Source organism: Solitalea longa, from assembly GCF_002920915.1.
GTDB classification, from domain to species: domain Bacteria; phylum Bacteroidota; class Bacteroidia; order Sphingobacteriales; family Sphingobacteriaceae; genus Solitalea; species Solitalea longa.
Genome location: NZ_PQVF01000002.1, coordinates 322,976 through 345,626, shown reverse-complemented (window position 1 = coordinate 345,626; position 22,651 = coordinate 322,976). Strand labels below are relative to the sequence as shown.

The following is a 22,651-nucleotide window of genomic DNA, read 5'->3' as shown; positions in this document are numbered from 1 at the left end:
TATTTTTGAGTTTTAGAAGATTAGTGCTGATTATGAACTATATGAGAGTATTGATTGCGGTATTTTTAACAGTAATTGCTTTTAATGTAAATGCCCAGGGTATTCTTTCGGGTAAAATATACGACCGCGAAAAGGCAAAGCCAATGGAGTTTGCACAAGTGTATAATAAAACTTCGGATTACCAGCTCACCAGCGACAATGCCGGTAATTATAAAATATACGTAAAAGAAGGAGATACGATTTTGTTTTCGGCTTTAGGGTATGAAACCCAAAAGTTGATCATTGATAAATCACTGACTTTTATTAACAAAAACATTTACATGCAAACCCGAACCCTGTCATTACCAGAGGTGTTGGTTTCGGGGAAAAAGTCATACAAAGCCGATTCGGTGGAGGTTAGAGAAGATTACGCCCGAGCCTTTAATTACAAAGACAAAACAACCGGTAACCTTATAGGAACAGCCATATTTCACCCTTTATCTTTTATAGAGTATTTATATAGTGGTAAAAAACGGCACGGATTGAGAAGTTTCCAAAGCCGGATAATAAATTATGAACATGAAAAGTTTATCGACAATTATTATACCCCTCTATTAGTAAAGAAAATTGTGAAGATCGAAGATGAGGCTGAAGTAGAACAGTTCATAAAATACAGCAGACCTGAATATGATTTTATTAAATCAGCCAATCAATATGATATATATGTTTATATCAATAATCAGTATAAAAAATTTAAGGCTGAAGGCATTAAGGCCGATTCGGTTCAGGTAAATAAATAATCCTATAATCCTTTGAAATTATAACCTTGTTTGGCCCAATGGGCTAAAGCAAGTGGCAAAGTATGCCGCAATCGCGGTTCGGCTTTAAGGCTGTCATGAAAAACAATGATGGAGCCGTTTTCGGTATGCTTTAGCACATTTTCTAAACATTCTTCGGGAGTTAAATTCAAATCGAAATCGCCACTTAAAACATCCCACATAACTATTTTATAGTTCTTTTTCAGGTTAAGGATTTGTGTTGGGCGGATCTTCCCATATGGTGGTCGGAATAGTTGAGCTTTTACCAGTTCATTACATTTTTGAATGTTTTTCACATAGTCGGCGGTTGGGCTATGCCATCCATTTAAATGGTTGAAGGTATGATTTCCGATGGAGTGCCCGTTTTTTTTCAATAGTTCAAAAACTTCAGGATGCTTGCGAACATTATCACCAATGCAAAAAAAAGTCGCTTTCGCATTGTATATTTTGAGTTGTTCTACAACAAATGGGGTTACTTCCGGTATCGGTCCGTCATCAAAAGTAAGATATAATACTTTCTCAGCCCTTGTAAAGTTCCAGGTTAATGAAGGAAACAGCTTTTTTATAAAATAGGGAGTCTTTACCGGATACATAATTAATTTTAGAATTACGAATTACGAATTACGAATTACGAATTACGAAATTTCTATTGGCTTTCCTTTAATGTAATGTTAAATTGCTGATTAATCTCACTAGTTAAAAAATCAGCCGGAAAATACTTCCTTCATTTTCCCTTGAATCAACAATGATGGAGCCTTTATGTAATTGCATAATCTGACGTGATAAACTTAATCCGATTCCCGAACCATTTTTGCGGGTGGTAAAAAATGGAATGAAAATTTGATCTTTTAATTCCTGTGGTATTCCTGTACCGTTATCAATAACTTCAATAACGATGCGATTGGCTTCATTTAAAAATGATAACAGTTTAATTTGTGGGTTTTCACGGTCCTTCACCGCTTCGGCTGCGTTCAAGATCAGGTTGATCAAAACCTGCTCAATCAGTGAAATGTCTGCTTCAATTTTTAAACCGTGATCTCGTAATTCAGCAATGATCTTAATGCCTTTTTGCTTTAGGTCGGGCCCCAATAACTGGTTAAGATTGGCAAACAAGTCTTGTATATTGATGGTTGATAATGTTGGAATGGTTATTTTACTTAAACTACGGTAGGTCTCGGCAAATTTTAAAAGACCATCGCTTCTTTTTCTGATCACATCCACCATTAGCTCAATATCTTCAATAGCTTCATTGTCGGATGTCTCAAAACCACCTTCTGTTTGCAGGAAATTGATCCGTTTTTTCAATGTTTCGGCCAGTGAAGCAATAGGAGCCACCGAATTCATAATTTCATGGGTAATGGTTCGCAACAGTTTTTGCCAGGTTTGCATTTCGGTTTCTTGCACTGCATCGTTTACATTTTTGAATACAAACATCGATTGCGTTTTGCCATTTAATCTGAAATGCATTGTTGATGAAATGATCTTTATCGGAAAATGACCCGTTTCAATTTCCAACAGCCTATTCTCTCCCGGAGTTAATGATTCAATAATTTCCTTCAGTTCCCTGTTCCTACTTTTTAAGCCTTCAATATTTTTCAGTTCGGGTAAGTTGAACATTTTTTTTGCCGCCTCATTCATCCATTTCACTGAACCATCTTCATCAAAAAGCAATATTCCGGTGTCAACAATTTCCATAACGGTTTGTAAATACCTGTACTGGGTTTCTTTTTCGATGTTCAATTGATTGAAAGCTTTTCCTACATCATTAAAAACTTGTCGTAATAAAGCCACCGAAGCCGGAGCTTTTTGAACGCTGTAATGTTGGCTAAAATCCTTGTACTTAATAGCACCGATGAAATCTTTCAGCTCGGTATTTATTCGGTTAACGTATCGGATGATGGCCAGCAGCTGAAACACAGCAATGACAAGTAGTAACAACGGATACCACGTTTGGTATTTTACAAAAAGCCAGGCCGTTGTACAAAGTGTAACGAATAGCAGTAGCACCCGGCCAATTAGTACTAGTTCGAAGCGTTTAGATGTCATATTTATTTAAACGGCGATATAATGCAGTTCGAGTAATTCCAAGTTCCCTGGCAGCTTTGCTAATATTGCCCTGGTGTTTTTCTATGGCTTTTAAAATGGTGTCTTTTTCAATGTCATGAAGTTGAAAGCTTTTAGGTTCATCTATCATCAGCTCGGCATGTTCAATTGGCGAAAAAGAAAGTTCATGCGCCCTGATGAAACCTTCGCCTGCCATAATCACGGCTCGTTCAATGGTATGTTGAAGCTCACGAACATTGCCTGGCCAGTTGTATTGCTTTAGTTTGATCAGCGCGGCAGTCTCAAAATCAATTCCTGATTTATTGTATTTGGTGGTATAGATCTTTAGAAAATGACGGGCAAGTAGTTCAATGTCATTTCCCCGCTTACGTAACGGAGGTAAGGTGATCTCAACGGTATTGATCCGATAAATTAAATCTTTTCGGAAACGTGCTTCCGATGCCAATTCATAAATAGGAACATTAGTCGCACAGATCAATCGAATATCCACCGGAACCATTTGATTGGTACCTAAGCGTACAATGTGCCTGTTTTGCAAAACAGATAAGAGTTTGGCCTGTTGATACAAAGAGATGTTTCCGATTTCGTCCAAAAACAAGGTTCCTCCCGAAGCAGCTTCTATTCTTCCGGTTCGATCTTCCCGAGCATCGGTAAAGGCTCCTTTTCTATGGCCAAACAGTTCACTTTCAAATAAAGTTTCGGTAAGAGCTCCCAGGTCAACAGCAATATAAGGTTTATCTTTTCGAAGTGATCGTTCATGTAAAGCTCTTGCCACCAGGTCCTTTCCGGTTCCGTTTTCTCCCAAAATCAGCACATTTGCGTCAGTGGGGCCAATTTTATCGATCTTGAAAAAAACTTCCTGCATCGCTTCTGAGTCACCTATAATTTCAACAGTAAGGCTTTCATTTTCTTTTGATGTTCCGTTTCGAACTGGTTTTTCATTAACCTGTATAGCGCCTTGGTTTGGCTTACTACTATTAAGTGTTTTGCCTAAAGCTTCTGTAATAACTTCAATTAATTTTTCATTGCGCCAGGGCTTCACTACAAAGTCACTTGCACCCTCTTTTAACGAACGAATGGCAAGGTTGATATCTCCATAAGCGGTAATCATTATTACCAACGCCTCTTTGTCCTGTTCCCTGATCTTGTTCAGCCAAAAAAAACCTTCATTCCCGGTATTTAAGGCACTTTTAAAATTCATATCCAAAATGATCAGATCGAAGTTATTACGGCTGATCAAGGCATTTAAATTCTCAGGATTTTTTTCGGTAACAAGCTCCTTAACTTCTGGTTGCAGCAGCATTTTCATTGCTACTAATACATCCGGGTCATCGTCAACAATGAGAATTTTGGCGTTTTTCAATTTCATTTTTAAAAAAGAAGGCTTTTTTCCGATAAAAGTACTACAAAAAAGCTGTACGGCAGCCTATAATGCAATCAACAATTTTCGTGCAGTTAATAAATAGTGCTTTGTTTCAGTGCAGTACAGGATAGCCGCAATGAACGGTTGTTCGTAAGCGAACAGAAGTTGTAACGAAACCGAACACTTTATTTTGGTTAAAATAAATGTAAAAAGCTCAATAGCTTGAAAATAAGCCTGTTTTTTGAGTGGCACGCTTTTGAAGATAGCTAGTCCAAATTTTAAAGCTTTGGACAGGATTATAGAAAAGAAAAAATGGACTGCTAAAAAGATTGCAACTATTGCAGGTGTGGCAGCCATTACAGGATTGATTGGTTTTAGTTACTTCTCTATCAGTGGTAAATCTCGTTTAAATGTAAAAAATGAACAGATCATTATAGGTGAAGTTAAAACCGGCGCTTTTCAGGAGTTTATTCCAATTAATGGCGTGGTTCAACCCGTTACCACTATTTACCTTGACGCGGTAGAAGGTGGTCGTATTGAACAAAAATTTGTTGAAGACGGTGCCATTGTTAAAGCAGGCCAGCCGATCTTAAAATTAGCAAATACCGATCTTGAATTGGACCTGGTGAATCGTGAAACGGCTGTTTACGACCTTATCACCAATATGCAAAATACCCATAACCTAGCTGACCAGAACAGTATCCGCCAGTTAAATCAAATGGCTGATGTTGACAATGCTTTTGCTGAGGCCGAACGCAAGTACAAGATGAATAAAACCCTTTACGATCAGAAAGTGGTTTCTTACCAGGAATTTAAGGCCTCAGAGAACGAGTACAATTACCAGGTTCGCCGTAAGAAATTAACCATTGAAACTTTGAAAAAAGATACCGTTGCCACCAACCAGCAGTTGGTTCAAATGAAGCAATCATTGGTTCGTATGCAAAGTGCATTAGCATTGATGCGTCAGAAAGCGGAAGATCTTACAGTGAAGTCGCCGGTTGACGGGCAGTTGACCTCTTTGGATGCAGAGATCGGTCAGTCGAAGAATAAAGGCGAGCGTTTGGGGCAAATAGATGTATTAAGTGGCTTTAAAGTTAGAGCTGATATAGATGAGCATTACATTTCGAGAGTGTTTACCGGTTTAGGCGGTGACTTTCAAATTGGAAATGAAAACTATAAGCTAAAAGTGAAAAAGGTGTATTCGCAAGTGTCAAATGGCCGATTCCAGGTAGATATGGAGTTTGTTGGCAGCGTTCCAAAAGGAATAAGAAGAGGCCAAACCTTACAAATCAGACTGGCATTAGGCGACGAAACTCAAGCCTTATTGCTACCTAAAGGAGGATTTTATCAACAAACCGGCGGTAATTGGGTGTTTAAAGTAAGCGCCGATGGAAAAACAGCCTATAAGGTTGATGTCCAATTGGGTCGTCAAAATCCAGATTATTATGAGGTTTTGGGCGGCTTGAAAACAGGAGACAAAGTAGTGACCTCGAGCTATGAGAACTATGGAGAGATACAGGAATTGAATATTGGAGGAGAGAGTAAATAGTTAATAGTTTACAGTCCATGGTCCATGGACGACGAGTTAATCAATTTATAAATCAGTGTAATCAATTATAAACTATGATAAAGATATCCAACCTGGAAAAGATCTACAGAACTGAAGATGTAGAAACCGTTGCCCTTAACAAAGTATCATTTGATGTTAAGGAAGGTGAGTTTGTTGCCATCATGGGCCCCTCGGGTTGTGGCAAATCTACCTTGTTAAATATTTTGGGTTTGCTCGATGATCCTGATGGTGGAAGTTTTGTGTTTGCCGGTCAGGAAGTAGCTCACTACAACGAACGTAAGCGTGCAGGTTTGCGCAAACAACATATTGGTTTTGTTTTCCAAAGCTTCAATTTGATCGATGAGTTAACGGTTTATGAAAATGTTGAGTTGCCTTTGCTTTACCTAAAAGTAGGAGCCGATGAACGCAAGAAACGTGTGGAAGAGGTGTTAGAGAAAATGCAGATCATGCACCGTAAGAATCACTTCCCTCAGCAATTGTCGGGTGGACAGCAGCAGCGTGTGGCTGTTGCGCGTGCTGTTGTTAACCGACCAAGACTGATCCTTGCCGATGAGCCTACCGGTAACCTTGACTCAATCAATGGTAACGAAGTAATGCAAATGCTTACCGAATTAAACGATGCAGGAACAACTGTGATAATGGTTACTCACTCTGAGCACGATGCCCGTTATAGTCACCGCATTGTTCGAATGCTCGACGGTCAAGTGGTGCTGGAGAATGTGATGATATAAATTGTGGGTTTGGCGATTAGTCATTGGCATTTTGCTTCAATGGTTTATCACTAAGTCAACCACCGATTATAAGATCTTCATTTATTTAAGTTTCAATTAAGGGCCCTGCCGGGCAGGGCCTTTTGCTAAATCATCAAACTCATGTTACGCAACTACTTTAAAATAGCATTTAGAAATTTATTGAGAAACAAAGGATTCTCATTTATAAATATTTCGGGTTTGGCTATGGGTATGGCCAGTGCTATTCTAATTTTAATGTGGATTCAGCATGAATTCAGTTATGATAAGTTTCATGAGAAAAAAGACCGCATTTATCAAATGTGGAACCGTTCGGTGTTTGATGGCAAATTACAATCGTGGGATTTTACACCGAAGGTTTTAGGTAAAACCTTAAAGCAAGAAATGCCCGATATACAGGAAGTTTCGCGGGTGGAAATCAGGAGTCCGTTTTTATTAATTGTAGGCGACAATAAACTGCGGGTGCCTGGTGGATTTGTTGATCCGGGTTTTTTAACTATGTTTTCTTTTCCGGTACTAAAAGGCGATGCGAAAACAGCTCTGAATAATGTCTATTCGATTGTGATCACTGAAAAACTTGCAAAAAGCTTGTTCAATGATGATAATCCGATTGGAAAGACGATCAGAATTGAGAATAAAGACAATTTTATTGTTACCGGATTAGTAAAAAGCCCGCCAACAAACTCACGTTTTCAATTTGAATATTTATTGCCTTGGGCCTATTTAACAAAAATTGGCTGGGACGATGATTACTGGGGCAATAACTCAACTAACACTTTTATCGAATTAAAACCTCATGTTAATGCCGAAGCCTTTAGTACGAAGGTTAAAGATTTCACCATAAAACACTCAAAAGGACAAGAGCAAAATGAACTTTTTCTTCATCCATTAACTAAGCTTAGGCTGTATACTCAATTTGAGGGTAAAATTGCGGGCGGAAGAATTGATCTGGTTAAGATCTTTGGATTGTTGGCTGTATTTATCCTTGTAATTGCCTGCATTAATTTCATGAATTTAAGTACGGCAAGAAGTGAAAAACGGGCAAAAGAAGTGGGTATTCGTAAAGTTGTTGGCGCTGAAAAATCAACCCTGATCGGTCAGTTTTTAGGCGAATCGATTATGCTTGCCTTTATTGCAGGTGTTTTTGCTCTAGCGCTGGTTCAGTTCTTTTTACCACTCTTCAACAGCATTACCGATAAACAATTAACGGTTCAATATACCGATATCAGGTTCTGGATTTTTTTAGTTTCTTTCATACTGTTTACAGGCGTGCTGGCCGGAAGTTATCCTGCCTTTTACCTTTCTGCATTTCAACCGGTGCGGGTACTAAAAGGAGTTTTAAAGGCAGCGCATACTTCTTTTAGTCCGCGCAAAGTATTGGTGGTAATACAGTTTGCCATTGCCATTGTGCTTATTATTTCCACACTTTTTATCAAAAAACAGATACTGTTTTCACAGGACCGGGAAACCGGATATTCAAAAGATAACCTGATCTATCATTTTTTAACTGAAGACCTTGTTAAAAAATATCCTTTAATTAAAAACGAATTACTGAATTCAGGTGCTGCTGTTTCGGTATGTAAAACCAGCGCACCAATTACCGAAGGCTGGAGCAATTCCTGGGGTTTCGAATGGAAGGGAAAAGATCCGAAATCAAAAATTATATTCAACCGCTTTTGTGTGGATGATGACCTTACCAAAACCATCGGTTTAACGATTACTCAAGGGCGTGATATCAACCTGAAAGAATTTCCAACTGACTCAACAGCCTGTCTCTTAAGTGAGTCGGCGGTAAGAATAATGGGTTTTAAAGATCCGATTGGTCAAATAGTTAAAGACAATAGCATCGATTGGCATGTAGTGGGCGTGATTAAAGATTTTGTGCTGCAGTCGCCATTTGAAAATACTCAACCTATGGTAATTGAAGGAGCCAAAGGATGGTTCAATGTAATCCATATCAAATTAAATAATGCAAACTCAACGGCTCAAAACATTAAAACAGCGGAGCAGATATTCAAGAAATACAATTTTCAGTTTCCGTTCGAGTACCAGTTTATTGACCAGGAATATGCGAAGAAGTTCAATGATGCAGAGCGCACTTCAAAACTGATCAGTCTTTTTGCGGCATTAACCATTATCATCTCTTGCATGGGCTTGTTTGGTCTGGCAACGTATATGGCCGAAAACCGCATAAAAGAAATTGGTGTGCGTAAGGTATTGGGCGCTTCGGTAATTAATATAACCGCTTTATTATCCAAAGATTTTTTAAAGCTGATTGTTATAGCCATTCTTATTGCTTCGCCCATTGCTTATTGGGCAATGAGTAAGTGGCTGCAAACATTCAGCTATCATATAAATATGCAATGGTGGATTTTCATTGCTTCGGGAATACTATCCATTCTCATTGCTTTTTCAACGGTGAGCTACCAAGCCATAAAGGCTGCAATGGCTAATCCGGTAAAGAGTTTACGAACCGAATAACACTTCAGCTACGCTCAGCAGGGCAATCGCTTCGACTTCGTTCAGCATGACAAGGATGGCCTGATCGTAATCGAATACCTCGTCAGCCTGAGCGAAGACGAAGGTTAAAACAAACAACTTATAACATAAAAACTAACCTACTATCATGTTAAGCAACTATATAAAAATTGCATGGAGAAACCTGGTTAAGAACAAAACCTTCTCCCTCATCAATATAATTGGACTGGCTACCGGTTTAGCTTGTTTCATTCTTATTTCGTTATACGTAGTTGATGAGCTCAGCTACGATCGCTATAACGTAAACGCTGATCGGATTTTTCGTATAAATTCTGATTTGAAATTTGGCAGTATTGAATCGAAGTATGCTGTTACTTCTGATCCAATGGGGGCAACGCTTAAAAAAGATTATCCTCAGGTTGAAGAATTCGTTCGTATTTATAGTTCAGGTGGTGGTAAGTTGGTGAAAAAAGGTAATGAGTATCTTAAGGAAGAGCGTATTGCACACGTTGACTCTACCTTATTCAGTGTATTTACGCTTCCTGTTATTGAAGGTGATCCTCAGCAAGCTCTTACAGAGCCTAACTCAGTAGTAATTACAGCATCAACAGCCATTAAATACTTTGGTACAACAAATGCCTTAGGCAAAGTTATTGAAGCCAATAAAACACCGTTTAAGGTTACCGCTGTAATAAAAGACATACCGCATAATTCGCATTTCAATTTTGATTTCTTCTTTCCGATGCAAAATTTGGATTATGGCTTTGGTACTTTTTTAAGCCATAATTTTCATACGTATGTACTCCTTAAAGAAGGAACAGACCATAAGGCATTTGAAAAGAATTTTGCACAGGTAATTCAGAAGTACATTTTTCCGCAGGCCAAGCAGATTATGCAAATAAACAGCATGGATGATTTTTACAAAGCCGGAAATAAAATCGATTACAGTCTGATGCCATTAACAGATATTCACCTAAGATCAGATCGTGTTGCGGAGATAGCTCCAAATAGTAATATTCAGTACATCTATATATTTTCAGCAGTAGCATTGTTTATTCTTTTGCTGGCCTGTATCAATTTCATGAACCTTTCAACTGCCCGTTCGAGTCGCCGAGCTAAAGAAGTGGGGATACGTAAAGTGTTGGGGACAGAACGCAAAGGTCTTATCGGACAGTTTCTAACCGAATCAATACTTACTGTTATTATTTCAACTTCCATTGCTATAGTTATAGCTTGGTTAGTGTTGCCTTACTTCAATGATGTGGCCGCAAAAACGCTCTCAATTAAAGATCTGTTAAATACCCGGATTCTTGTATGGTTAGTAATGCTGCCGATTATAGTGGGTGTTATTTCAGGTAGTTATCCCGCGTTTTTCCTGTCGGGTTTTCAGCCGGTGGTGGTGTTGAAAGGAAAACTTTCGGGCGGCATGAAAAGCAGTAGTCTGCGCAGCGGTTTGGTAGTCTTTCAGTTTGTTACCTCTATTGTATTAATTATCGGAACCATCATTGTTTATTGCCAGCTTAATTACATACAAACCAAAAAATTGGGTTTCGATAAAGAGCAGGTTTTGATTGTTGATGGAGCAGGTTCGCTTCAAAAAAATATCGATGTTTTTAAGAATGACGTTAGCAATATGCCAGGTGTGGTAAGTGCTACTGTAAGTGGTTTCTTGCCTGTTTCTTCATCCTGGCGGAATGAACGCACCATTTCTACGGAAACGGTGATGAGTGTTCAAAACTCCTTTAGTACCCAAACATGGGGGGTGGAACATGATTATTTTAAAACGCTTGGTATTCAACTGAAGGAGGGAAGAAACTTTTCTAAAGAGTTTGGAACCGATTCAAACGCAGTGATCATTAATGAAACCGCAGCAAAAATATTAGGTTATAAAAATCCAATTGGTCAAAAGATCTACACACTTAAAGACCTTCAATCGGGAGTAATGATTAGCTATACGATCATAGGTGTAGTCAAAAACTTCCATTATCAATCTCTACGTCAAAATATTGGCCCTTTGTGTTTATTTCTTGCAAAAACCGATGGCTATGCAGCTTTTAAAGTGAAAACATCAAGCGTTAAAAGTTTAATTGCTCAGGTGGAAACAAAATGGAAAGCACTGGCTCCTGGAATGCCGTTCAGCTACCGTTTCCTTGATGGTGCTTTTGACGAAATGTATCGTTCCGAGCAGCACATCGGTAAAATCGCAATCATTTTCGCACTGCTTGCCATTGTAATAGCCTGTTTGGGTTTGTTCGGATTAGTGGCTTACTCGGCCGAACAACGCACCAAAGAAATTGGCATCCGCAAAGTACTGGGAGCTTCGGCTGCTAATATTATTGCAATGCTTTCAAAAGATTTCCTAAAACTGGTGTTAATCGCCTCGCTTATTGCTTTTCCGATAGCCTGGTACGCCATGAATAAATGGTTACAAGATTTTGTTTACCGCATTGAAATTGGTTGGTGGGTGTTTGTTTTAGCCGGTCTTACCGCATTAGTAATTGCACTGGTTACGCTCAGCTTCCAGTCAGTAAAAGCAGCTTTGGCTAACCCGGTGAAAAGTTTAAGAACAGAGTAACGCTTCGACTTCGCTCAGCGTGATACTTCCAATAGCGTCTGCCTGAGCGTAGTCGAAGGCTAAAAATAACTTATAACTAAAAACTATGGGACCTCACATTATTGAAAGACAGATGAAAAACAAGTTTCAAATTCAAGGCACCATTGTGCTTACTGTATTGGGACTTGCCCTGGGGGTTATTTGCAGTGCATTGATGCTGTTTTGGATATCAATTCACTAAGACTCTTTAACGTACACAAGCTAAGACTATGTTAAAAAATTATTTTAAAACCGCCTGGAGAAATTTGTTGAACAACAAGTTGTTCTCTTTCATAAATATAATGGGCTTGGCACTGGGGATGACCTGCAGCCTGTTGATTATGCTTTGGGTTAAAGATGAGTTGGCTATGGATAAGTTCCATGCTAATGACAGCCGGCTTTATCGTGTGATGGAAAACCAGTTTTTTTCAGGGGCCATATCAACTTTCCCTTCAACACCGGGAATCTTTGCTGAAAACGTAGTAAAGGATATTCCTGAAATTCAAATGGCAAGCCAGTTCCTATGGGAAGAAGAGCCTCTTTTTACCGTGAACGATACCTTCGACAAAGAAAAGGGCCGTTACGTGCAAAAGGATTTCTTAAAAATGTTTTCGTTTAAACTGACCAAAGGCGACGTGGCTACGGCCCTCGCTCGCCCTGATGCGGTGGTGTTGTCAAAGAAACTTGCGGATAAATACTTTAAAGGTCAGGATCCTATGGGAAAAATGATCCGCATTGATAACAGGGAAAATGTGATTGTTACAGGTGTACTCGACGAAATTCCAAAGTCATCTTCTTTGAAATTTGATTTTTTAATGAGTTTCGATTTATGGGCAAAACAAAATACATGGGCAAAAGATTGGGGCAATAATGGTCCGCGTTGCTATGTAATGCTTGCTCCAAATACGTCGCTTGAGAAAGTAAATGCTAAACTTAAGGGGTATATAAAAAGTAAGAACAAGGGCAGCAATGTAGAAGTGTTTTTGCAAAATTACGGCGAATCATACCTGTATTCGAACTGGGAAGATGGAAAGCCAAATGGTGGACGAATAGAGTATGTGCGAATATTTTCAGTTGTAGCCATTGTTATACTTTTAATTGCCTGTATTAATTTCATGAATCTTGCCACCGCTCGTTCGCTTAAACGAAGCAGGGAGATTGGGGTGCGAAAAGTAGTTGGTGCAAGTAAAAGACAATTAATAGGGCAGTTTATTGGTGAATCCCTATTGGTTTCTTTTATGGCAATGGGGGCGGCTTTGCTGATTGTCCTTTTCATTCTTCCTTCGTTCAATGCCTTAACCGATAAACAGCTTGCCCTCAATTTTGGTGATGCTTCTTTTTGGTCGACAATTATTTTGCTAACCCTGTTAACCGGAATTATTTCAGGCTCGTATCCGGCCTTGTTCATGTCATCTCTTAAACCGATAGTTGTTTTAAAAGGAGCGTTGAAAATTAATCCAAGTGCTGCTTTTTTTCGTAAAGCTTTGGTCGTTTTTCAATTCTCGCTATCTATCATTTTAATACTCGGAATGATTGTGGTATACAGACAAATCGATTTTATTCATAATAAGAATCTGGGCTTTGCCAGGGAAGATCTTTTATTCATTCCCTTAGAAGGCGAATTAGCAAAGAACTTCCCAACGTTTAAACAAGAACTACTTAAACAACCGGGGATAAAAAATGTCACAAGTGCTTCAAGTAGCCCTTTGGAAGTAGGTAGCTCTACTCAAGGGGTAACCTGGCCCGGCAAAGACACCACCAAGCTCATCCTATTCAGTTCAAACCCTATTAGCTATGATTATATAAATACGATGGGTATTCAATTGGTGAATGGGCGTGACTTTAGTAACGGTTATGGAACTGACACGTTGAACTACCTGGTAAATGAAGCTGCGGCCAGAAAAATTGGGTATAAGGACCCTGTTGGAAAGGAGTTGACTATGTGGGGTGACAAAGGAACTATTATTGGGGTAATGAAGGATTTTCACCATAATTCATTACATGTTCCTATTGAACCATTGATACTTCGTTTAGTAAAAAAAGACTGGGGGTATGGCTCATTCGTGATCATACGATCAGAAGCTGGTAAAACCAAACAGGCCCTCGCAAGTATGGAAAAGATGGTGAAACAGTTCAATCCTGGCTTTCCTTTCAGGTATAATTTTACTGATCAGGAAATATCGAAGACCTATAAAACAGAATTTACGGTTAACAAGCTTTCAAGATACTTTGCCTTTCTGGCCATATTTATTTCATGCTTAGGATTGTTTGGCCTGGTCACTTTTACCGCAGAGCAAAGAACTAAGGAAATTGGTGTTCGCAAAGTGCTGGGCGCCAGCGTGCCGGGTATTTTGGCTATGCTGAGCAAAGATTTCTTACGACTGGTTTTGATCGCTATTGTTATCGCTTCTCCATTGGCTTGGTGGGCTATGCATAAATGGCTTCAGGATTTTGCTTATCGTATTGATATAGGATGGAGTGTATTTGTTATTGCCGACTTCGCTGCCATTGCAATAGCAATGCTTACTGTAAGTTTTCAGGCGGTTAAAGCGGCCAGAGCCAATCCAGTAAAAAGTTTAAGAACGGAATAGAAGTAAGAAGTTGAGCTTTTGAAAATCAGTGCAATTCTTTGGAAGGGAAATATTATGAGGTGGAAAATAGAGTTGTGTCACTAAGGCTTATAGTTAAAAATACAGTTATGTTAAAAAACTATTTTAAAACGGCATTAAGGAATTTACTTCGGAATAAAGTTTATTCCTTCATCAATATCGCAGGGCTGAGTTTAGGCCTAACCTGTGCAATGCTCATTGTCTTGTATGTAAAGGATGAGGTGAGTTATGATCGGTTCCATAAAAATGTGAATCAGATCTATCGGATCGGTTTTCAGGAAGTAACAAAAGATGGTGTAAAAGGGCGCAAGGATGCCATAACAGGATATTTCCAGGGGCCTCGTTTCACCCAAAATATTCCCGATATCGAAGCCTTTGTTCGTGTGCAAGGTGGAAACCGCGATATAAAAAGCAAGGGCGAAATTTATTCGCAGGAACTTTCATATGTCGATTCAAATTTCTTTTCGATGTTTTCATTCCCACTGCTAAGCGGAGATCCTAATACGGCTCTTGTGCATCCGCAAACGGTGGTGCTCAGCGAGACAGAAGCAATAAAACAGTTCGGTACGACTGATGCGGTTGGTAAAGCCATCCTTTTTGAAGAAAACAAGAAGTTCGTTCCTTATACCGTTACTGCAGTTGCTAAAAAATGTCCGCAAAATTCATCTCTTAAGTTCGATGTCTTGTTGCCGATGATCGTATCAAAAGAGGATGAACAAAATAGCGAGAACTGGTTCAATTTCTTTCTTAACACCTTTATTGTTTTAAAGCCAACGGCCAATGCGCAGGCCGTGGAGCGCAAAATGAAAATGGTTTATGAGAAAGATGCCGCATCTGAAATAAAGGCGCAATTTGATAAATATGGTGTTACTCAAAAATGGGAGTACTTGTTGCAGCCTTATGCCAACATGCACCTTAGTACTGAAATGCCCGCTCAAAATGGCTTGGTCGGTGGCAGTAATCCCATGTTTTCTTATATACTCTCCGGAATTGCCATTTTTATTTTGCTGATCGCGTGCATCAATTTTATTAATCTAACTGTAGCCCGATCGGTTAAAAGAGCCAAAGAGATAGGTATACGCAAAGTTGTTGGCGGAGGAAGAATGCAGCTGATCATGCAATTTATGGGTGAATCATTCATCCTATGCTTTATCGCTTTTGTGCTTGCCTTAGGAGTGGTGCAACTGATCTTGCCGGTTTTCAACGATTTGTCGAATAAAGCATTGTCGTTTAGCTACCTGATTGATGCAAAGCTCGTTAGCGGCTATGTATTATTGTTTTTGATCACTGGTTTACTGGCAGGTTTTTATCCGGCTCTAGTGCTTTCAAAATATAACCCAACGCAAACACTTTACGGACGTTTTATGCTGGCCGGCAAAAACTACCTTCAAAAATTATTGGTGGTTACGCAGTTTGCATTAGCATCGTTTTTAATTATTGCCACCCTTACTATTTTCTCACAGTTCAACTACTTAACAAATGCAAAACTGGGTTACGACGATGCAAATTTAATTGGCGTGCAAAAATGGGATCTATCCAGAGAGCAGGCACTGGTGTTTAAAAACGAGTTGAAAAAGAGCCCGGATATATTGGAAGTTGCACCTAAAAACGGAGGTTTTTGGGGCACTATGGCTAAAGTTAATGGTGAGAAACAAATGCAGTTTGCCTACGAAACCGTTGACGAAACCTATTTGCCTTTGTTGAAAGTGCCGGTTATTCAAGGACGTAATTTCTCTCAGGATTATCCTTCTGATTCAAGCCATTCGGTTATCGTTAACGAAGCTTTTGTAAAGGAAGCCGGTTGGAAGGAGCCGTTGAACCAAGTAGTTGATTTTTGGTACCATAATACAAAGTATAATGTGATAGGTGTGGTGAAGGATTATCATTTTGAGGGTTTAGGCAGAAAGATTGGTCCGCAGTTATTCACTATGAAAAAGGATAATGGCTATGGCATTGTCTTCATCAAAATTAAGCCACGTACCGAAACGGCAAGCCTTGAATACATTGAAAAGGTGTTCAAGAAGCTGTTCCCAATTAACCCTTACGTTTACAAATTCAAGCATATCGAAAACCTTGAGAATTATCAGAGTGAGGCTAAATGGAAAACTATCTTGTTGTTTGGCGCTGTGTTGACCATTTTCATTTCAGCCATTGGTTTGTTTGGCCTTTCGGTTTTATCTGCTGAAAAGAGAACCAAAGAAATTGGCATTCGCAAAGTGCTGGGAGCTTCAGTAGGAGGGGTAGTGGCCTTATTATCCAAAGATTTTCTTAAGCTCATCATCGTTGCCTTTTTAATATCAATGCCAATAGCTTGGTGGGTAACCAATAAATGGCTGGAAAACTATCCTTATCGCATTAATGTTAGTTGGGGAATATTTACTGCAACAGGTGTGCTGGTAATTTTAATTGCATTACTAACGGTAAGCTACCAAGCCGTTCGTGTGGCCATGGCCAATCCGGTGAAGAGTTTGAGAACAGAGTAAGGCTTCGACTTCGCTCAGCCTGATAAATGAATTGTGTTCAACGAGACACTTCCAATAAGGTCAGCCTGGCGTAGTCGAAGGCCAAATGCAATACGCATGGACTTCGATCAATAGTGTCCGCCTGAGCGTAGTCGAAGGCAAATGCATAAAAGCTAAATACTTAAAAAGTATGCTAAGAAATTATATAAAAATAGCCTGGCGAGGTTTTAAGAAGAATAAAGCGTTCACTTTTATCAATGTGTTCGGTTTGGCAATAGGTTTAACCAGTTGTTTGCTCATTGCGTTGTATTTGAGCAATGAATTGAGTTACGATAAGCATTATAAAAATGCAGACCGGATTTATCAATTGAATACCGTGTTTGTTAAAGATGGAAAGGAGTCTCCGTCGGCAACAGCAGCTGCGCCAATGGCTAAAACCATGCAAGAGGTATTTCCGGAAATTGAACAAACCACTCGCCTACTGCAGACTTTTGTTGATGACAAAACCCTGTTTCAGTATAATGATAAAGGAACGCTTAAGCCTTTTTATGAAAATCGTGGTTTCTTAGCCGACTCTACTTTTTTCGATGTTTTTAAGTATCAGTTTAAAGAAGGAAATCCGCTTAAAGCATTGTCTGAGCCTAATTCATTAGTGATTTCGGAAGAAATAGCTACGAAAATATTCGGCAACGAATCGGCTTTAGATAAGGTAATTCATATTAACAGTAACACTAACGGCGAAAGCGACTTTAAAGTAACAGGTGTTTTTTTGCAAGGTAAAAAGCCCTCGCATATAAATGCACGTTTTTTTATGTCGATGAGGGGCGGTGCAATGGAACAGTTGATCAATCGCCAATCGTCTGATTTGATCACCCACAATATGTTCTTTACCTATTTTCGTTTAAAACCAAATGCCAGCGCCAAAACCTTAGAATCGAAGTTTCCCTCGTTTGTAAATAAATATTTGGGCGAAGCTTTGAAAAAGGTAGGTTTAGGAAGAAAGTTCACGATTACTCCACTAACCGAAATCCACCTGGCATCAGGACTAAAAAATACAGTAACGTCGCCTGGAAGTGTAACCTATCTTTACATACTGGCATCCATCGCGTTGTTCACTTTACTGATTGCCTGCATTAACTTTATGAATTTGTCAACTGCCCGCTCGGCAAAACGCTCAGCTGAAGTAGGTGTTCGTAAAGTGTTAGGAGCAGAAAAATTGGCTTTGGTACGGCAGTTTTTAAGTGAATCGATATTAATGAGCTTGTTTGCCTTTGGCTTTGCTTTGGTTGTTACACGAGTATTGGTTCCATTGTTTGCACAGGTTTCGGGCAGGGAAATTACCTTTTCATTTGAGCAGCATTATCTTCTTATTATCGGCTTTTTCATCTTTTCGTTAATTGCAGGTGTGGTGGCAGGAAGCTACCCCGCCTGGTATTTATCATCATTAAAACCGGTTAAGGCGTTAAAGGGTAAGTTGTCAAATACAATGGCGGCGGTTTCTGTTCGTAAGTTTTTGGTCGTATTCCAGTTTGTTATCTCAGTGGTACTCATAGTTTCTTCTATTGTTATCTACAGTCAGATGCATTTCATGCGTTCAAAGGATCTGGGATTTCAACGTGAACAACAGGTGATCGTTCCTTTACGAACATCATTGGCAAAACAAATTTATGAGCCGTTAAAAAATGAGCTCAAAAAAGAAACACAAATACGTTCGGTTGGAGCCTGCTATTATTACCCTGGGATTATGAACCCCAGTGATATGAATTTGTATCGCTCTGAAGAAACTGTTAATGAGGCGAAAAATATTTTTATGAACTATGTGGATGATAATCTACTACAGACCTTGGACATAAAACCACTCGCCGGCCGTTTATTTACAACCGAGTTTAAAGCTGATACCAATGACCGATTAGTGGTAAATCATAAAGTTATTGCTGAATTAGGCTTCAAAAATCCGCAGGAAGCAATTGGAAAAACGCTGAATTGGGATTGGCAAGGACAATCTATGCCATTCACAATTGTGGGTGTGGTTAATGATTTTAATTTCGAGGACCTGCATAACGAAATAAAGCCCTTTGCATTCAGATTGGTAACAGATGGCTATAACTACCTGATTGTTCATGCTACTGCAGAGAATATCCATTCAGTTTTAACCTCAATAGAACGCAAATGGCAAAAACTTAATCCAGCCGAGCCATTTGAATACAGTTTTTTAGATGCAGACTTTGCAAAAAACTTCCAATCGGAAGAACGGCTTTCTTCCATCGTAAGTTATTTCACTCTCATAGCCATCTTGATTTCTTGTTTAGGATTATTCGGTTTAGCAACTTACTCTGCCGAGCAGCGCATTAAGGAAATCGGTATCAGAAAAGTGTTGGGAGCCAGTATTAGCAATATTGTTTTACTGCTATCTAAAGACTTTTTGAAACCAGTGCTTATTGCAACCATCATTGCCTTCCCAATAGCTTGGTATGCAATGGACAAATGGTTGCAGGATTTTGCCTATCGGATAAATATTGGCTGGTGGATGTTTATTGTTGCCGGTTTATTGGCAGCAGTTATTGCATTAGTGACCGTAAGCTTTCAGGCTATTAAGGCTGCAATTACAAATCCGGTAAACAGTTTGAAAACAGAGTAACGCTTTCGCTCAGCGTGACGAATGGGTCTTGCTCAGCGAGACATGTTCAAAAGAGTCAGCCTGAGCGTAGTCGAAGGCTAAATGCAACACGCTTCGACTCCGCTTAGTGTGACATTCATAACTTAATAACGAATGTATAAAAGCTATGTTAAGAAATTATATAAAAATAGCACTTAGAAACCTTTCGAGGCACAAGGTATACTCCTTTATTAATATAGGAGGATTGGCTGTTGGTATGGCGGTGGCAATACTTATAGGTTTATGGATTTGGGATGAGTTATCGTTTAACAAGAGTTTCAAAAACTATGATAAAATTGCAGCAGTTTGGCAAAACCAAACCTTTAATGGTTTTAAAGGAACCCAAAGAGCAGTTCCTTATGTTTTGGGTGATGAAATTAAAGCCAAGTATGGTAGCGATTTTAAGTATGTGACGATGTGCTCATGGGAAGGCGAACATGCTTTGTCGTACAAGGATAAAAAATTACTTCCAAGAGGAAATTTCTTTGAACCCCAAGTTACAGAAATGCTCTCGCTAACTATGCTGAAAGGCTCGAGAGATGGGTTAAAAGATCCATCTTCAATTTTACTTTCTGCTTCATTGGCCAAATCATTTTTTGGCAATGAGGATCCGATGAATAAAGTCATCAACTTTCAAAATCGCTTTGATTTAAAAGTAACAGGTGTTTATCAAGATCTGCCTTATAACTCAGAATTTACAAACCTTAAGTTCATTATTCCATGGAAAAAATTTATCGACGACCAGCATTGGGAGGAAAAAGAAACCAACCCATGGAGGAATAACTCATTTATTTGTTATGCTCAAATTGCCGATAACGCCGATATGGAGCAGGTTTCGAAGAAGATCAAAAATGTTAAACTCAACAAGGTGACCAAAGAAGATGCCGCGTTTAAACCTGAGATCTTTCTTCATCCGATGCGCAACTGGCATTTATACAGCAATTTTGAAAATGGAGTAAATAATGGGGGGCGTATCACTTTTGTTTGGCTGTTCGGAATTATTGGGCTGTTCGTGTTGTTACTGGCCTGTATTAACTTTATGAACCTGAGCACAGCCCGCTCCGAAAAACGAGCAAAGGAAGTAGGCATTCGCAAGGCTGTTGGTTCATTGCGTTCTCAGCTTATATCCCAATTCTTTAGTGAATCGTTGTTGGTTACACTTTTTTCATTTGTATTGGCCCTTGTAATTGTGCAGCTTTCCTTACCATTGTTTAATGGGATAGCGGACAAAAAAATGCAGATCCTGTGGGCTAACCCGCTGTTTTGGATTTTATGTATCACATTCAGCTTATTTACCGGAATTGTTTCAGGCAGTTATCCAGCCCTTTATCTTTCGTCGTTTCAGCCGGTAAAGGTGCTTAAGGGAAAATTAAGAGCAGGCCGTTTGGCGTCAATTCCTCGAAAGGTTTTGGTGGTTATACAGTTTACAGTATCTATAGTGTTAATCATTGGTACGGCTATCGTGTTTCGCCAAATTCAGCATGCGCAAAACCGGCCTGTAGGCTATAGCCGCGAAGGGTTGATCTATGTGCCTATTTTCTCGGAAACCATCTGCAGTCATTATAATGCATTACGCGATGATCTGCTTAAAACGGGTATGGTTACTGAAATGGCTCAATCATCCAATCCCAGCACCGACCTTTGGGCTGTTAATAATGGTTACGAATGGAAAGGGATGCAGCCGGGCGAACAGGGTAACTTCGGAACGGTAGCTGTGAGTCATGATTTCGGTAAAACTATCGGCTGGCAATTGAAAGAAGGCAGAGACTTTTCGCGAGTTTACCCTTCGGATACCACCGCCATGATTATTAATGAAGCAGCAGCTTCTTTTATGCATCTGAAAAACCCCGTAGGTGAAATTGTAAAGTGTGATGGACAACCCTTTAAAGTTATCGGCGTTGTTAAAGACCTGGTAATGACTTCACCTTATGAACCTGTTTTCAGGACCGTGTTTATGCTGAATTATAACTGGGCATCAGTTTTTAACATAAAGATCAATCCTGATAAAAGTACAAAAGAAGCACTGGCAGCAATTGAGGTCGTGTTTAAAAAGTATGATCCCGGATCTCCTTTTCAATTCAGGTTTATTGATCAGGAATATGCCTCTAAGTTCAATGATGAACAACGAATTGGAAAATTGGCATCGATCTTTGCAGTTCTGGCTATATTTATTTCTTGTTTAGGTCTTTTCGGATTAGCTTCATTTATGGCCGAGCAGCGAACCAAAGAAATTGGCGTAAGAAAAGTGCTGGGAGCCACAGTTTTTAATTTGTGGGGGCTTTTGTCTAAAGACTTTGTTTTATTAATGGTCATTTCACTCGTGTTTTCAACACCTTTTGCCTATTATTTTATGTCTCAATGGCTGCAGAAGTTTCAATACAGGATGGAAATATCATGGTGGATTTTTGCCCTGGCGGGCATTGTCGCCGTTGGCATTGCTTTATTGACCGTAAGCTATCAGGCTATTAAGGCCGCTTTGGCCAATCCGGTGAAAAGTTTAAGGACAGAATAAAGAAGCTATTGGCTATTAGTTCATTCCAAATAATAAGATTTTAAAACTATAAACCATTAGCTAACAGCCAATGGCTAAAACCTGTAAACAATGATAAGGTTAAAAGATATATCAAAGTGGTATTCGAATGGATCGGCAAAAGCGCATATTCTGCGTCATATTGATATTGAAATCAATGAAGGCGAGTTTGTTTCCATCATGGGGCCCTCAGGTTCGGGGAAGTCGACCTTATTACATTTGATGGGAATGATTGATGATCCATCGGAAGGAGAATATTTTTTTGAAGGAGAATCTGTTTTTACATTGAAAGAGAAACAACGTTCTGAACTATATAAAAAGCACATTGGTTTTGTATTCCAGGCGTATCATTTAATTGATGAATTAACAGTTTATGAGAATATTGAAACGCCATTGTTGTATCACAAAATAAGTTCAGCAGAGCGTAAGGCAATGGTTGCAGATATATTAGACCGATTTCAGATTGTGGGGAAGAAAGATTTGTTTCCGGAGCAATTGTCAGGAGGACAACAGCAATTAGTGGGTATCGCCAGAGCCGTTATTACCAAGCCAAAGCTAATCTTAGCGGATGAGCCAACCGGGAATCTCAACTCCAAGCAAGGTGAAGAAATTATGGATTTGTTTACCCGATTAAATAAAGAAGAAGGTGTGACCATTATACAAGTAACCCATTCGGAAAAGAACGCGTCATATGGTTCACGAACAATAAATCTTTTAGATGGGAAAATTGCCTTATAGTTTTGATAGCTGTAACCAAAAAATTACGGCTCCAGCTTTAAA

At 39.2% G+C, this 22,651-nt stretch carries 14 protein-coding genes; 11 read left to right on the top strand and 3 right to left on the bottom strand.

From position 1 onward, the window contains the following. Positions 1 to 41 precede the first annotated feature (41 nt). A complete protein-coding gene (locus C3K47_RS04020; protein ID WP_165784623.1) occupies positions 42 to 779 on the top strand; it encodes a carboxypeptidase-like regulatory domain-containing protein in 738 nt (245 codons plus the stop codon). 2 nt (positions 780 to 781) lie between these two features. Here C3K47_RS04020 and C3K47_RS04015 read toward each other — a convergent pair whose 3' ends face one another. The 3 genes from C3K47_RS04015 to C3K47_RS04005 all read right to left on the bottom strand — a co-directional run bounded on the left by C3K47_RS04015 (position 782) and on the right by C3K47_RS04005 (position 4,230). Then, on the bottom strand, positions 782 to 1,390 hold the full coding sequence (locus tag C3K47_RS04015) for a polysaccharide deacetylase family protein (RefSeq protein WP_103787826.1): 609 nt from the start codon (positions 1,388 to 1,390) through the stop codon (positions 782 to 784). A 103-nt stretch (positions 1,391 to 1,493) separates the two neighbouring features. Next, a complete protein-coding gene (locus tag C3K47_RS04010) occupies positions 1,494 to 2,843 on the bottom strand; it encodes a sensor histidine kinase (protein ID WP_103787825.1) in 1,350 nt (449 codons plus the stop codon). Further along, the gene (locus tag C3K47_RS04005) at positions 2,833 to 4,230 is read right to left on the bottom strand and encodes a sigma-54-dependent transcriptional regulator (RefSeq protein ID WP_103787824.1); all 1,398 of its coding nucleotides are present in this window, start codon (positions 4,228 to 4,230) and stop codon (positions 2,833 to 2,835) included. The genes C3K47_RS04010 and C3K47_RS04005 overlap by 11 nt, the downstream gene beginning before the upstream one ends. Before the next feature lie 280 nt (positions 4,231 to 4,510). On the opposite strand from C3K47_RS04005, the gene C3K47_RS03995 reads away from it, so the two are divergent. The 10 genes from C3K47_RS03995 to C3K47_RS03955 all read left to right on the top strand — a co-directional run bounded on the left by C3K47_RS03995 (position 4,511) and on the right by C3K47_RS03955 (position 22,609). Further along, on the top strand, positions 4,511 to 5,773 hold the full coding sequence (locus C3K47_RS03995) for an efflux RND transporter periplasmic adaptor subunit (RefSeq protein WP_103787895.1): 1,263 nt from the start codon (positions 4,511 to 4,513) through the stop codon (positions 5,771 to 5,773). A 74-nt stretch (positions 5,774 to 5,847) separates the two neighbouring features. Further along, a complete protein-coding gene (locus tag C3K47_RS03990) occupies positions 5,848 to 6,525 on the top strand; it encodes an ABC transporter ATP-binding protein (protein WP_103787822.1) in 678 nt (225 codons plus the stop codon). Positions 6,526 to 6,666: 141 nt separating this feature from the next. Further along, the gene (locus tag C3K47_RS03985; protein WP_103787821.1) at positions 6,667 to 9,024 is read left to right on the top strand and encodes an ABC transporter permease; all 2,358 of its coding nucleotides are present in this window, start codon (positions 6,667 to 6,669) and stop codon (positions 9,022 to 9,024) included. 145 nt (positions 9,025 to 9,169) lie between these two features. Next, positions 9,170 to 11,596: an ABC transporter permease gene (locus C3K47_RS03980; RefSeq protein ID WP_103787820.1), complete on the top strand. Its 2,427-nt coding sequence runs from the start codon at positions 9,170 to 9,172 to the stop codon at positions 11,594 to 11,596. Positions 11,597 to 11,681: 85 nt separating this feature from the next. After that, entirely contained in the window at positions 11,682 to 11,816 is a 135-nt protein-coding gene (locus C3K47_RS19780) for a hypothetical protein (RefSeq protein WP_262508174.1), read from the top strand. Positions 11,817 to 11,844: 28 nt separating this feature from the next. Continuing rightward, positions 11,845 to 14,205: an ABC transporter permease gene (locus tag C3K47_RS03975; RefSeq protein ID WP_103787819.1), complete on the top strand. Its 2,361-nt coding sequence runs from the start codon at positions 11,845 to 11,847 to the stop codon at positions 14,203 to 14,205. Positions 14,206 to 14,312: 107 nt separating this feature from the next. Continuing rightward, on the top strand, positions 14,313 to 16,706 hold the full coding sequence (locus C3K47_RS03970; RefSeq protein WP_103787894.1) for an ABC transporter permease: 2,394 nt from the start codon (positions 14,313 to 14,315) through the stop codon (positions 16,704 to 16,706). 169 nt (positions 16,707 to 16,875) lie between these two features. Next, positions 16,876 to 19,323, top strand: a complete 2,448-nt coding sequence (locus C3K47_RS03965) for an ABC transporter permease (RefSeq protein ID WP_103787818.1) — start codon at positions 16,876 to 16,878, stop codon at positions 19,321 to 19,323. Positions 19,324 to 19,468: 145 nt separating this feature from the next. Continuing rightward, complete coding sequence (locus C3K47_RS03960) at positions 19,469 to 21,853, top strand: ABC transporter permease (protein WP_103787817.1); 2,385 nt, start codon at positions 19,469 to 19,471, stop codon at positions 21,851 to 21,853. Positions 21,854 to 21,943: 90 nt separating this feature from the next. Next, positions 21,944 to 22,609: an ABC transporter ATP-binding protein gene (locus tag C3K47_RS03955; protein WP_103787816.1), complete on the top strand. Its 666-nt coding sequence runs from the start codon at positions 21,944 to 21,946 to the stop codon at positions 22,607 to 22,609. Positions 22,610 to 22,651: the final 42 nt, after the last annotated feature.

What these genes read in the sequence shown, in the direction of transcription:
- C3K47_RS04020 (WP_165784623.1), top strand. Translation starts at nt 42, where the DNA reads ATGAGAGTATTGATTGCGGTATTTTTAACAGTAATTGCTTTTAATGTA.
- C3K47_RS04015 (WP_103787826.1), bottom strand. Translation starts at nt 1,390, where the DNA reads ATGTATCCGGTAAAGACTCCCTATTTTATAAAAAAGCTGTTTCCTTCA.
- C3K47_RS04010 (WP_103787825.1), bottom strand. Translation starts at nt 2,843, where the DNA reads ATGACATCTAAACGCTTCGAACTAGTACTAATTGGCCGGGTGCTACTG.
- C3K47_RS04005 (WP_103787824.1), bottom strand. Translation starts at nt 4,230, where the DNA reads ATGAAATTGAAAAACGCCAAAATTCTCATTGTTGACGATGACCCGGAT.
- C3K47_RS03990 (WP_103787822.1), top strand. Translation starts at nt 5,848, where the DNA reads ATGATAAAGATATCCAACCTGGAAAAGATCTACAGAACTGAAGATGTA.
- C3K47_RS03985 (WP_103787821.1), top strand. Translation starts at nt 6,667, where the DNA reads ATGTTACGCAACTACTTTAAAATAGCATTTAGAAATTTATTGAGAAAC.
- C3K47_RS03980 (WP_103787820.1), top strand. Translation starts at nt 9,170, where the DNA reads ATGTTAAGCAACTATATAAAAATTGCATGGAGAAACCTGGTTAAGAAC.
- C3K47_RS19780 (WP_262508174.1), top strand. Translation starts at nt 11,682, where the DNA reads ATGGGACCTCACATTATTGAAAGACAGATGAAAAACAAGTTTCAAATT.
- C3K47_RS03975 (WP_103787819.1), top strand. Translation starts at nt 11,845, where the DNA reads ATGTTAAAAAATTATTTTAAAACCGCCTGGAGAAATTTGTTGAACAAC.
- C3K47_RS03970 (WP_103787894.1), top strand. Translation starts at nt 14,313, where the DNA reads ATGTTAAAAAACTATTTTAAAACGGCATTAAGGAATTTACTTCGGAAT.
- C3K47_RS03965 (WP_103787818.1), top strand. Translation starts at nt 16,876, where the DNA reads ATGCTAAGAAATTATATAAAAATAGCCTGGCGAGGTTTTAAGAAGAAT.
- C3K47_RS03960 (WP_103787817.1), top strand. Translation starts at nt 19,469, where the DNA reads ATGTTAAGAAATTATATAAAAATAGCACTTAGAAACCTTTCGAGGCAC.
- C3K47_RS03955 (WP_103787816.1), top strand. Translation starts at nt 21,944, where the DNA reads ATGATAAGGTTAAAAGATATATCAAAGTGGTATTCGAATGGATCGGCA.